The 12,286-nt window shown below is 62.6% G+C and carries 9 protein-coding genes; 6 read left to right on the top strand and 3 right to left on the bottom strand.

The genetic code is table 11. The features are described from left to right. Nucleotides 1–550: 550 nt before the first annotated feature. Both norR and ACW4DH_RS17035 read left to right on the top strand, forming a co-directional pair. Entirely contained in the window at nucleotides 551–2,122 is a 1,572-nt protein-coding gene (gene norR / locus ACW4DH_RS17040; protein ID WP_459637596.1) for a nitric oxide reductase transcriptional regulator NorR, read from the top strand. A 360-nt stretch (nucleotides 2,123–2,482) separates the two neighbouring features. Beyond that, nucleotides 2,483–2,899, top strand: a complete 417-nt coding sequence (locus ACW4DH_RS17035) for a VOC family protein (protein WP_459637595.1) — start codon at nucleotides 2,483–2,485, stop codon at nucleotides 2,897–2,899. Between the two features lie 63 nt (nucleotides 2,900–2,962). Here ACW4DH_RS17035 and ACW4DH_RS17030 read toward each other — a convergent pair whose 3' ends face one another. Continuing rightward, nucleotides 2,963–3,202 carry a hypothetical protein gene (locus ACW4DH_RS17030; protein ID WP_459637594.1) on the bottom strand — a complete coding sequence of 80 codons (240 nt, stop codon included), beginning with the start codon at nucleotides 3,200–3,202 and terminating at the stop codon, nucleotides 2,963–2,965. A 120-nt stretch (nucleotides 3,203–3,322) separates the two neighbouring features. Between ACW4DH_RS17030 and ACW4DH_RS17025 the strand changes: the two genes are divergently transcribed. Beyond that, nucleotides 3,323–4,120: a TlpA family protein disulfide reductase gene (locus ACW4DH_RS17025; protein WP_459637593.1), complete on the top strand. Its 798-nt coding sequence runs from the start codon at nucleotides 3,323–3,325 to the stop codon at nucleotides 4,118–4,120. A gap of 183 nt (nucleotides 4,121–4,303) precedes the next feature. Further along, on the top strand, nucleotides 4,304–7,234 hold the full coding sequence (rapA, locus tag ACW4DH_RS17020; protein WP_459637592.1) for an RNA polymerase-associated protein RapA: 2,931 nt from the start codon (nucleotides 4,304–4,306) through the stop codon (nucleotides 7,232–7,234). A 36-nt stretch (nucleotides 7,235–7,270) separates the two neighbouring features. On the opposite strand, the gene ACW4DH_RS17015 is transcribed toward rapA, so the two are convergent. Beyond that, nucleotides 7,271–8,167 (bottom strand): TIGR01777 family oxidoreductase, encoded by an 897-nt coding sequence (locus ACW4DH_RS17015; protein ID WP_459637591.1) that lies wholly within the window; start codon nucleotides 8,165–8,167, stop codon nucleotides 7,271–7,273. A 252-nt stretch (nucleotides 8,168–8,419) separates the two neighbouring features. Next, complete coding sequence (locus ACW4DH_RS17010) at nucleotides 8,420–10,249, bottom strand: putative bifunctional diguanylate cyclase/phosphodiesterase (protein WP_459637590.1); 1,830 nt, start codon at nucleotides 10,247–10,249, stop codon at nucleotides 8,420–8,422. 234 nt (nucleotides 10,250–10,483) lie between these two features. Here ACW4DH_RS17010 and fabA point away from each other — a divergent pair, with 234 nt between their 5' ends. Continuing rightward, nucleotides 10,484–10,999, top strand: coding sequence for a 3-hydroxyacyl-[acyl-carrier-protein] dehydratase FabA (fabA, locus tag ACW4DH_RS17005; RefSeq protein WP_459637589.1), 516 nt, complete (start codon nucleotides 10,484–10,486; stop codon nucleotides 10,997–10,999). Nucleotides 11,000–11,012: 13 nt separating this feature from the next. Beyond that, a complete protein-coding gene (fabB, locus tag ACW4DH_RS17000; protein WP_459637588.1) occupies nucleotides 11,013–12,230 on the top strand; it encodes a beta-ketoacyl-ACP synthase I in 1,218 nt (405 codons plus the stop codon). Nucleotides 12,231–12,286: the final 56 nt, after the last annotated feature.

Below are 12,286 nucleotides of genomic sequence, written 5' to 3'. Positions count from 1 at the left end.
GGCGCTCTTGGGTCGTATACCAAGCTGCTGCCAACGGCCCTTTAGCGGATGCAGGCCTGCTAGGCATTTATAAAAGTTTCCATCCAGAACAGACCGGTTAATACCTTTTCGTTAATACGTGAACTTACGCCACTGGCGAGGCATGCCTTCAAGGAAACCGGCATGAAAGTTCACTCACCGCACCCAAGGGGTCGTGACGCGAGAAGAACGTGCAAGTAGCGACAAGCGCAGCAGAGCCCAACCTCAGCACCAGGCTGTCCGGTGTTGCGGAGCAACCTCTTCGGTGGCGGCGCGGTTGTCATCAGGCATCCTTGTTTGACCGCTAGCGGGAGGGAACCCTTCCAGAAGAGACATAACGCAAGCACCTATAACCTCATAAGCAACATCCATGCCAGGCCGATCCCATACACGAATCTAATGATCAATACGCTGTAGCGCTGAGGTCGCGGGGCTTACAGCAGCCACGAAGCGCCTGAGGCGATTGTGATCCCGGCTCCCGGATGTGAAAATGACAGATCAATTTGACAGCCCAGCGCCCGAAGACATCAAAATGACATCCTTTCTCCTGACATTACAGGACCTGCTCGCTCGACTTAATGCAGGCCAGCCTGCAGAGGCGCTTCGTGTCCCGTGGACACGCTTACTCGAGGCGCTGATCGGCGGATACCCTGCCGATGCCAGCATGTTGATGGTCGCAAATGACGACGGCCTGCACCCGGTCGCGGCCCTCGGCCTGCCCAAGGACGTCTGGGGCCGGTGTTTCACGCTACAAGCACACCCCCGCCTGGCCGCAATCGCTCAGCAATCCGGCGTCTGCCGTTTCACCCCGGATTGCGCCTTGCCTGACCCTTTCGACGGCCTGATCGATGAGTATCTGACCCAGGTGCACGATTGCATGGGAGTGGCGCTGCGTGACGGTGACCGTCTCATTGGCATATTGATCCTGGGCGCACTCGAGTGCGATCAGCTCAACGGGCTCAAAGAACACGAGCTCCATGCAGCGGCAAGCCTACTGGCCACTTGTCTATGTCTGGCCACTCAACTCAGCATGACCCGCTCCCGACTCAGCGAAGCGCTGACGGCCCAGCATCCATCGCCTGCGCCGTCTCAGTGGTACAGCCCGGCCATGCGCCGGCTCAGCGCGGCCCTCGACTTGGTCTCGCCAACCGACATGAGCGTCCTGCTGCACGGTGAAACCGGCGTCGGCAAGGAGCGTGTCGCGCGCCAGCTCCATGCACTGTCGACACGTCATCAAGGACCGCTGGTCCAGGTGAATTGTGCAGCCCTGCCCGAACACCTGATCGAAAGTGAGCTATTCGGCCATCATCGAGGCGCCTTCTCCGGGGCCATCAAGGATCATCGTGGCCATTTCGCCATGGCCGACGGCGGTACGCTGATGCTCGACGAGATCGGTGAGCTGCCGCTGGCACTCCAACCCAAGCTGCTGCGTGTACTTCAGGAAGGCGAGATACAACCGTTAGGCAGCGAACGCCCACAGCGGGTAGACGTGCGCATCGTGGCTGTCACCAACCGCGACCTCGCCGCCGAAGTGGCCGCCGGGCGTTTTCGCGAAGATCTTTTTCACCGGCTTAGCGCTTTTCCCTTGCAGGTACCGCCGCTGCGCGAACGCCGCGAGGACATTTTGCTGCTCGCCGGCAGCTTCCTCGAGGAGAACCGCATCCGCCTGGGCTTGGCCAACCTGCGCCTGGCGGCAGAGGCCGAAGCGGCACTTCTGGCATGGCACTGGCCCGGTAACGTTCGCGAGCTCGAGCACACGCTGAGCCGTGCCGCGTTACGAGCGCTGGGCGAAACGCTGCAAGAAAGGCCTGCCCCCCCAAGTCAGCATCGCCATTGGATTACCGCACGCATCACCTGTGATCATCTGGATCTGCCCCAGGAGGCCTCGCGAGGGTGTGAGGATTCCGCGGCCTCGACAATCGCCTCGCCTCTCAAGGAGAAGCATGACTGGAGGGCTCTGCGCCAGGCAACCGACGACTTCCAGCGCCAGTACATTCATCATGCCCTGGCCAGCCATGGCGATAACTGGGCGGCGACGGCCCGCGTCCTGGCTACCGACAGCGGCAACCTGCACCGCCTGGCCAAGCGCCTAGGGTTGAAATAAGCGCCCCGGCCCCGGCAACCCTACCGCTTCGCCTTGCTGAAAACTTAACCTATGCCCCTCGTCCCTTGGGGTCGGGGCGTGTTTCAGTTCGCATCCCGGCCAGCTATATTCGACTTCTCTTACCCAAGAACATGCCCGCGACCTTACGCCTCGAAGACTGGCGAGGCTGGAGCGCTACCCCGGACTGTGCCGCGGGGATACGCCTTACGCTGCATCGCGGTCAGCACGGCCAGCGTCTGATCGCGAGCCGACGTATCCTTTCATAGCCAGATACGATTGAAGGCATCGGCAAAATCTTCCGGCATCCGCCGCCAAGCCACCGCATACTGGGGCAAAAGCTTTGGCGATGGGAGCCTGACCATGCAGCGCCTTTCTCTTGGTGAATCCGTGCTGCGTGTCCTCGACCTTGATGGCATGCAGCAATTCTTCAGTAACACACTGGGCCTCGAACTGCTGTTACGTACCCCAACGGCGGCGTGCTATGAGCTGGGACAGCATGCCAATGGCAACTCTCAGGTGTTGATGATAATAGCCAACGGCCTGCGGACACCGTCGCAGCATCTCAGCCTCGAAGTCTCCGCCGACGAGTTCGACGCCCTCCGCCCACGCCTCTGCGAAGGTGGCGCGCATCTCTTCGAGGGATTGCATAGTGCATCACGCAGCTGTGCCTGGCGGGTACTGCGCTGCTCGCTACCGGAGGGCCATAGCGTGGCGGTGGCGAGTATCGATCCGCGTCGTTGCTCGCCCTCGGTGGCAAGCTCCGCAGGCGCCTTTTGACGGCATCAATCACAATACGATGCAGACCCGCGATACCCGCCGGTTTCCTGTCCTTGCCAACTCTCACCGTGCCTTGCGGGCACGCTCATGGGCCGCCTTGCGCATCTTGTTGCGGCGATAATGACGTACCAGGGCCAACCACAAGGCGATGATCAGCATGACGGCAAGCGTCACGCCTTGCCAGACACGGGCCGCATCGCCTAGCCAGGTTTCGAGCAGGATGATCAGAGTGAAGCCGGTGGCCTGACTGGCAATCGCCATTACGCGAAGGCGGTCCGATCCGCGACCGGGAAAGTGGACCATAGAAGCTCCCTTGTCTCGTGCGGCCATTGCACCGCAATGCCATTATACGGCTTGGCATTGTATCCTGACCGCCAGTCAGAACCGACCCTTACTGTTCCCAACAAGAGCCCAGCCCCACTGATGGATGCCCTTGCCCTTGGCCCGCTGCTCATCTCCCTGCCGCGCGTCTACGCCTTTGCCGCCGCCCTCGCGCTGCTATTGTCCAGCGTGGTGATTTTGCGGCTACCTCGCAGCCTGCACGCCCGCTGGTACAACGGCCTGCTGCTGACGGCCATCGTGGGGGCGCGTCTCGGCCATGTTGCGGCTCACTTGGCGGCGTACATGGCAGCCCCCTGGGACATCCTCAAGTTCTGGCAACCCGGTTACAGTCCTGTCGGTGGATTGGTCGCCGCCGCGTTGTGGACAGTCTGGGTACTGCGCCGCCGGCTGATCGCCCTGGCCGAAGCCCTGCTGCTGCTGCTGAGCGCCGGCGTGGTATGGATGCTGCTAATGATGTGGAATCCGCTGGCTGACGAGATGCCCCTGGCCGAGTTGCCCGACCTGACGCTGGAGCGGCTCGATGGTCGCCAGGTCAACCTGAGCGACCTGGCCGGGCAACGACTGGTGATCAATCTTTGGGCGACCTGGTGTCCGCCCTGCCTGCGCGAGATGCCGCTGCTCGCCGAGGCGGATGCTCGCGACGACGTAAGCGTGATCATGATCAACCAGGGCGAGTCACTGTTGCAGGTGGTCCGCTTCCTGGATGATCAGGGCTTGAGCTTCGAACACTCGCTGCTCGACCCACGCCAGCAATTGATGGCCCTGACTCAATCACCAGGCCTGCCTACCTCGCTGCTGTTCGATCGCCAAGGACGGCTGCAGAATCGCCACGTCGGCGAACTGTCCCGCAGCCAACTGCAGGAATGGTTAGCCCACTGACGGCCGACCTCTCACGAATGGCACAAGCATTCCGCGGGTACACGCAAAAGCCGGGCCTGCCCCCTTAAGCAGAGCCGCGCTTTCCGGTAAGATACCGCGCCCTGTTGTCGGGACACCCGGCCGGATAACGTTTCCTTCCGGGTGACGACCGCCATGCATCGTTTCACCACATCCCGAGGCACAATGAGCGAATTCATCCCCGGCCAGCGCTGGATCAGCGATGGCGAGGCCGAACTGGGCCTGGGTACCATCCTGAGCTGCGATTTCCGTACTGTCACCGTCCTGTTCGCCGCCAGCCAGGAAACTCGCACCTACAGCATTCGCCAGGCACCGTTGACCCGCGTCGCTTTCGGCAGCGGCGACCGTATCGAGTCGGCAGACGGCGGCACCTTGATCGTCGACGACACCAAGGAAGTCGATGGACTCATCGTCTACATCGGCGAGGACGCCGACGGCACGCTGCGCGAGCTTCCCGAGGCCCGCCTCAACGACAGCATGCGCTTTCACCAGGCACGCGATCGCCTGCTGACCGGGCAGGTCGACCGCAACGATTGGTTCGATCTGCGCTATCGTACGCTGCACCACCATCACCGCATCGAACAGCACCCTGCTCTCGGCCTGGCCGGGCCGCGCATCGACCTGATCGAGCACCAGTTGTACATCGCCGACGAGGTTGCGCGCCGGCATGCCCCGCGGGTAATGCTGGCCGACGAGGTGGGGCTGGGTAAGACCATCGAGGCCGGGTTGGTGCTCCACCGCCTACTGCTCAGTGGGCGTGCCGAACGGGCCTTGATACTGGTGCCCGACAGCCTGACCCATCAGTGGCTGGTGGAGCTGTTGCGGCGCTTTTCGCTAGAAGTGACGCTGCTCGATGAACAACAGAGCCAGGCCCATGGCAGCGCCAACCCCTTCGAAACGGGCCAGTTGATCCTCGCCAGCCAGCAGTGGCTGTTCGCCAACCCGCATCGTCAGGAGCAGGCCGAGCGCAGCAGCTGGGATTTACTGATCGTCGACGAGGCACACCACCTGGAATGGACCCCACAAGCCAGCGATACGGGATATGCCTGTGTGGAGCGTCTCGCCTCGGCCGTCCCCGGCTTGCTGCTGTTGACCGCCACGCCCGAACAGATGGGCCTGGAGAGCCATTTCGCCCGCCTGCGTCTGCTTGACCCGGACCGTTATCACGATCTGGAGCGTTTCAAGGCCGAGGAGAGCGGCTATGTCCAGGTGGCCGAGGCGATCGATGCCCTGGATCGGCTGCCGGGCAATGCCGCCGAGCGCGACGCCGTGGGTGCGGTCATCGACGACGCTGACAGTCAGGCCCTGCTCGACACGCTGATCGAGCCGGAAAGCGATGAGGCCCAGCGCGACGCCGCCCGCCAGCAGCTACGCGAACAGCTCCTCGACCGGCATGGTACCGGCCGGGTGATGTTCCGCAACAGCCGGCGCCACGTCGGCGGCTTTCCCGAGCGCCACTTGCATATCAGCCGTCTCGAGCTGCCCTCATCCTACCGCCGCGTGTTGCGCCGCTTGGCACGCGACGAGGACTACCTCGACGAGTTACTGATCGAGACCGGTCTCGACCATCCCGATGTGGTGCTCTATCTCGATGCCATGTATCGCGCCCTGCCCGAGGACCCGCTCAACACCGAGCCGTGGTGGCAATTCGACCCCCGCGTGACCTGGCTGCTGGAGCAACTCACCGACAGCGGGCGCGACAAGATGCTGGTGATCGCTCACGATCGCGAAACGGCCATCGAACTGGCCGAAGGCCTGCGTGTGCTCGGTGGCGTGCATGCCCCGGTATTCCATGAAGGCATGAGCCTGGTGGAGCGTGACCGGGCAGCGGCCGCTTTCGCCGACGAGGAGGAAGGCAGCCAACTGCTGGTATGTTCCGAAATCGGCTCCGAAGGACGCAATTTCCAGTTCTGCCGACATTTGGTGATGTTCGATCTGCCGGTGCATCCCGACCAGCTCGAGCAGCGCATCGGCCGCCTCGACCGTATCGGCCAACGCCATGCCATCGAGATCCATGTCCCGGTATTCGCCGACAGCCCCGGTGAACGCTTGCTGCGCTGGTATCATGAAGGCATGGATGCCTTCAGCGCCCCGCATGGCGTCGGTAGCGATCTGTATGCCGCCTTCGGCGACACGCTGGCCGACGCCCTGCTCGATGCGGAGTCCCTCGATGAGATCATCACCGAAACCCGCACGCTGTTCGAAACCCGGCTGGGCGAGCGCGATGCCGGACGCAACCGGCTGCTGGAACTCAATGCCTGTCGCCCGCAGCGCGCCCGAACGGTGGTTGACGCGATCCGCGAGCTCGACCAGGACCCCGTTCTGCCGCGCTATATGGAACAAGCGCTGGACATCTTCGGTGTCGATAGCCAGGAGATCGGCAACGAACTCATGCACCTGCTGCCCGGTTCGCACATGCTCGACGGCCTGCCAGGCCTGGCCAAGGGGGAAGAGGGGTTCACGGCCACCTATTCGCGCTCCCGGGCACTGGCACGTGATGACGTGCAGCGGCTCTCCTGGGAACATCCGCTGGTCCGCGAGATGATGGGACGTATCCTCGAGGGTGCCATGGGCAACACGGCGCTGGCGCTGCTGGCGCATCCGGCGATTCCCGGCGGACGACTGATGGTCGAGCTGGTGTTCCGTACCTACTGCCCGGCCCCGTCACGCCTGCACATCAGTCGCTTCCTGCCGGCAACCGCGGTGCGCGTGCTACTCGATGAGTCAGGCACCAACCTGTCCGCCAAGGTCTCCTTTGGCGGGCTGGCAAAGAACCTCAGAAAGGTCAAGAAGGCCGTGGCCCGCGATCTGATCAAGTCGCGCCATGATCAGCTGCGGGAGTTGATGAGCCAGGGCGAAAGCGAGGCAGAGCGTGAACTGCCGAGCATCATCGAGGCGGCCCAGCAGCGTATGCGCGATACGCTGGATACCGAGCTTTCCCGTCTGCGCGCCCTGGCACAGCACAACCCGGCGGTGCGCGATACGGAGATCGAGGCGCTCGCGAATGAGCGCCAGGCACTCGACACGGCCATCGACGGTACCCGCCTGCGGCTCGATGCAGTACGGGTGATCGTGACGGTCGATCCCGAGCGCTGATTTGCATCAGGTCCGGCCCAGCCGGACCTGCCGTTTTCAATCGCCGAGAATCGCATCTAACGCTGCATCCAGCGTCGGATAACGAAAACTGAATCCGGCATCCTCGAGACGCGCCGGGTACATCCGCGCGCCGGTCAGCAGTAACCGCGACATTTCGCCCAACCCCTGTTCCAGCATGAACGCCGGCACCGTGAACAGTGCCGGACGGTGCAGATGACGGGCCAAGGTACGGGTAAACTCGGCATTGGTGACGGGATGGGGAGCCGAACCATTGAAAGGGCCGACCAGCGTCTTGCGCTCCAGCAGGAACAGGATGATGCGTACAAGATCCTCACGATGAACCCAGGGCATGTACTGGCGCCCGCTGCCCAGTCGTCCTCCCAGCCCCAGCTTGAAGGGCCATTGCAGTTTGGCCAGGGTACCGCCGCCTGCGTCGAGAACCAGTCCTGTCCGCAATAGGGCGACTCTGACCCCCAATGACTCGGCCTCCTGAGCGGCGCTCTCCCAGTCGGCACACAAGCGGTGCGCGAACTCATCGTGAGGGGGTGTCTGCTCGGTGACATCACGGCTACCCTGATCGCCGTAATAGCCCATGGCCGAACCTGAAATCAGCACCTCGGGCGGGGTTTCCAGCGTTTGGCAAAGCTCGACCAGTTGATCCGTGATAGCGACGCGGGATTCCCGCAACCGGTATTTTTGCGCCTCGCTCCAGCGCTTGCCGGCAATCGGCTCGCCGGCCAGATTGATGATGCCCTCGGGACGCGCCGCGGCGAAAGCCATGACGGAGTCGCGCACGTCGCAGCCCTCCGGCAACAAGGCGCGCGTATTCTCGGGACGGCGCGAGACCACCAGCAGAGCATGGCCGGCCTGATGCAAACGCTGGCACAGCAGCTGCCCGACGAAGCCGCTGCCACCGGTAATCAGAATCCGCATGCTTCGCCTCCTGCAAGGTGTCCAAGGCGCTCTAGGGTCTTGCTAGTCTAGTCAAGGAACCTCGCGATTACGCCATTGCCCACCAATCGAGCCCCTGTCGGCGTATCTTCCCAGCGACGCCCGCTGGCGCGAGCCCTTTGAAGATTTAGAAGCCTCGCTTCAGCCACGCCTGGCGATGCCGGCGCGCGCAGGCGCTTCGCAAGCCTCCACTGAGAACGCGCGGTTTGCCGCCTCCCAAGCCGACGATCAAGGCTAGGACGAAGAAAGCTGCTCCATGAGGCGGGCCTCGACATCGGCGGCCGGCTCCGGACGCGCATACAGGAATCCTTGTACCAGCGGGCAGCCCTGGGCTATCAGGAAGTCCCGCTGCGCCGGGGTTTCCACCCCTTCCGCGACGACTTCGAGCTTGAGCCCGCGCGCCATGGCCAGCACCGCCGAAGTGATGGCCGCATCCGCGCGGTCCTCGGGCAACGCTCGCACGAAAGCCCGGTCGAGCTTTAGCTTGTCGACCGGTAAGCGCTTGAGATAGGCCAGCGAAGAGTAACCGGTTCCGAAGTCATCGATGGCGATCTGGTGGCCATTGGCACGCAGCGCCCCCAGCCGGGGGGAAATATCGCCCGCCCGCTCATCCAGCAGGACGGACTCCGTCAGTTCCAGCCCGAGCATGGCTGCCGGTACGCAATGCCGGGTCAGGGCAGCGGCGAGGCGCGCCTCCATATCGCCCTGAATCATCTGCAGTGCGGAAATATTGATCCATAAAGGAACCTGCGGCATGCCGCTGCCACGCCATGCCGCCAGCTGAGCCACCGCCTGGTCGATGACCCAGTTGCCCAAGGCGGGCATCAGGCCGTGACGTTCGGCGAGGGGGATGAAGTCCGCAGGCGATACCATGCCATGCTGCGGATGTTTCCAGCGCAGCAACGCCTCCATGCCGACCAGGCTACCCTCCACGAGGCGATGCTGGGTCTGGTAATACAGCTCCAGTTGGCTTCCGTGGGCCAGGGCCTGGCGCAACTCGTTGAGTAGCGCCAACTGACGGTCGCCTTCTATGTCCAAAGATGGCCGAAAGCGCCGATCATGGTTGCGGCCATGGCGCTTGGCGGTATACAACGCCGACTCCAGGCGCTGAAACAGCACCCCCGACTCGTTACCATCTTCCGGAGCGCGGCAACTGCCGATGGTTAGTCCCAGGCGCATCGAGGCGTCATTGATCTCGAACGGCTCGCTCAGGTGAGCGCGCAACCCCGCGACCCACTGTTCGTGATCGTCGAATGTCGTGGTGCGGATCACCATGAACTCGTCGCCACCCAGCCTTCCTACGACGCCTCCGGCGACATGCGACGCCAGACGCTGACCGAAGCGAGCTAACAGGCGGTCGCCATTGTCGACGCCGAGACCGTCATTGATCGATTTGAAACCGTCGATATCGATCAACGCCATATCGAGGACTTCACCGGCGCGCAGCCGGCGCAGGCGCGAAGCAAGCAGATCGTGCAGGCGGCGGCGGTTGGGCAGACCGGTGAGCGGATCCTCGAAACCGATGCGGCGTAGATCCTGCTCGCGCGCCTTATGGCGGCTGATGTCGGTAAACAGCGCGACATAATGCGTGACGCGACCTTTATGGTCCTGATAGGCCTGCACCCGCAGCCATTCGGGATATTGATCGCCATGCTTGCGCTGGTTCCATATCTCGCCCTCCCAGCGTCCGGTGGCTTGCAGGGACTGCCAGTAACGCTCATAGAAGACCTTGTCGTGACGTCCCGAGGAGAGTACCGACGGATCAAGCCCCAGCACCTCCTCACGGGTGTAACCGGTAATCTGGGTAAAGGCGGGATTGACGGTGACGATGCGGTTGTCGGCATCGGAAATCACCACCCCGTCATGCGACAGCTTGAGCGCCTCTTCGGTCAGGCGCAGACGGCGGCTTTCGCGGCAGACCTGACGCCAGGCGTCGTACAGCCCTACCGCTACCAGCAGCAGCGCTACCAGGCGCAGCACCGGGCCGGGTAGCCAGCTCAACGCCACCAGCGCCGCCAGGGCGATCCAGATGGAGGGACGATTAAGTGAAAAGGGAGGCCACATGGCATCTCATCGATCGAGGGGTCTCTGTAGTCTTTTTAGAGATGAGGAAACTGCACGCATCATGCCCCGCCTATTGCGGACAACGCAAGCCACGAGCCGGCGTACACCGCGATTGAACGCGGAGCTTAGCCTCGTTAGGCTGGGCCTCGCGTGCATTCACCGGGTTCAACCAGTAGACTAAGACGCGTATCGCACGATGCGAGACACAATAATTTCGACTCTCGGAACAACTCAGTGACCAAGCAACACTCTTTCAGTTATGACGAGCTGCTCGCCTGTAGTCAGGGTGAGCTGTTTGGCCCAGGCAACGCTCAGCTACCGGCGCCCAACATGCTGATGCTCGATCGCGTCAAGCACATCCACGAAGAGGGTGGAAAATACGGCAAGGGCGAACTGGTCGCCGAGCTGGATATCCATCCCGACCTGTGGTTCTTCCAGTGCCACTTTCCCGGTGATCCGGTGATGCCGGGCTGCCTGGGGCTTGACGCCATGTGGCAGCTGGTCGGCTTTTATCTGGGCTGGCTCGGCAACCCTGGGCGCGGTCGGGCTCTGGGGTGTGGCGAGGTCAAGTTTTCCGGCCAGATTCTGCCGGACGCAGGCAAAGTTACCTATCATATCCATATGAAAAAGGTGATTGCTCGCCGCCTGATTCTCGGCCTTGCCGACGGTACCGTGGCCGTGGACGGCCAGGAAATCTATCAGGCCAATGACCTGCGGGTCGGTCTGTTCACCTCCACTGCGAACTTCTGATCGGGAGGCTCCCATGCGACGAGTGGTGGTCACCGGCCTAGGTATCGTTTCGTGCCTGGGCAATGACGCACAACAAGTCCTCGACGCGCTCAAAACCGGGCGCTCCGGCATACGTTTCAAGGAAGAATATGCCGAACGAGGTTTCCGTAGCCATGTTGCCGGCGTAGTCGATATCGACCTCGAGGCGCATATCGACCGTAAACAGCTGCGCTTCATGGGCGATGCTGCGGCCTATGCCTATATCGCCATGGCTCAAGCCATCGCTGATGCGGGGCTGAGCGAAGAGCAGGTTTCCCATGAGCGGACCGGGCTGATCGCCGGATCGGGCGGGGCTTCCAGCGCCAACCAAGTGGAAGCTGCGGATATACTGCGCGAAAAGGGGCTGCGACGTGTCGGCCCGTACCGCGTCACCCGAACAATGGGCAGCACGGTTTCCGCCTGTCTGGCCACCCCCTTCAAGATCAAAGGGGTGAACTATTCGATCTCCTCCGCCTGCGCGACTTCTGCACACTGTATCGGTAGTGCGATCGAGCAGATCCAAATGGGCAAGCAGGATGTCGTGTTTGCCGGCGGTGGCGAAGAAGAACACTGGACATTGTCCTGCCTGTTCGACGCCATGGGCGCGCTAACCACCGGCTACAACGACACGCCGGAAAAGGCCTCGCGGCCGTATGACATCACCCGCGATGGGTTCGTGATCGCCGGCGGCGGCGGCATGCTCGTGCTCGAAGAGCTGGAACATGCCAAGGCCCGCGGGGCCAGGATCTACGCGGAAGTGGTTGGCTACGGTGCCACGTCCGATGGCTACGACATGGTGGCACCTTCGGGCGAGGGCGCAGCGCGCTGCATGCGGCAGGCGATGCAGGACGTCAAGGGGGATATCGATTACATCAACACCCATGGCACCTCGACCCCGGTAGGCGATGTCGCCGAGCTCAAGGCGGTCCGTGAGGTCTTCGGTAGCCAGACCCCGGCCATGAGCTCGACCAAGTCTCTGACCGGGCATTCACTGGGTGCTACCGGCGTGCAGGAAGCCATCTATTCCTTGCTGATGATGCAGCATGACTTCATTGCCGCGTCCGCCAACGTCACGCAGCTTGACGAGCAGGCCGATGGTTTCGATATCGTATTGGAACGCCGCGACAACGTACGGCTCGAGCGGGTCCTCTCCAACAGCTTCGGCTTTGGCGGAACCAATGCCTGTCTGGTGCTGGAGCGTTATCGGGACTGACGCTGCTCGATAACGCCGCCTAGCCAAAAGGGCGTCCCATAGGGGGCGCCCTTTTT

The organism is Halomonas sp. WWR20 (assembly GCF_054602495.1).
The sequence above is the reverse complement of the archived record's forward strand: the minus strand, read 5'-3'. Positions and strand labels throughout refer to the sequence as shown.

Coding starts and splice junctions, on each gene's coding strand:
- rapA (WP_459637592.1), top strand. CDS start 4,304: ATGAGCGAATTCATCCCCGGCCAGCGCTGGATCAGCGATGGCGAGGCC.
- ACW4DH_RS17015 (WP_459637591.1), bottom strand. CDS start 8,167: ATGCGGATTCTGATTACCGGTGGCAGCGGCTTCGTCGGGCAGCTGCTG.
- fabB (WP_459637588.1), top strand. CDS start 11,013: ATGCGACGAGTGGTGGTCACCGGCCTAGGTATCGTTTCGTGCCTGGGC.
- ACW4DH_RS17025 (WP_459637593.1), top strand. CDS start 3,323: ATGGATGCCCTTGCCCTTGGCCCGCTGCTCATCTCCCTGCCGCGCGTC.
- norR (WP_459637596.1), top strand. CDS start 551: ATGACATCCTTTCTCCTGACATTACAGGACCTGCTCGCTCGACTTAAT.
- ACW4DH_RS17030 (WP_459637594.1), bottom strand. CDS start 3,202: ATGGTCCACTTTCCCGGTCGCGGATCGGACCGCCTTCGCGTAATGGCG.
- ACW4DH_RS17010 (WP_459637590.1), bottom strand. CDS start 10,249: ATGTGGCCTCCCTTTTCACTTAATCGTCCCTCCATCTGGATCGCCCTG.
- ACW4DH_RS17035 (WP_459637595.1), top strand. CDS start 2,483: ATGCAGCGCCTTTCTCTTGGTGAATCCGTGCTGCGTGTCCTCGACCTT.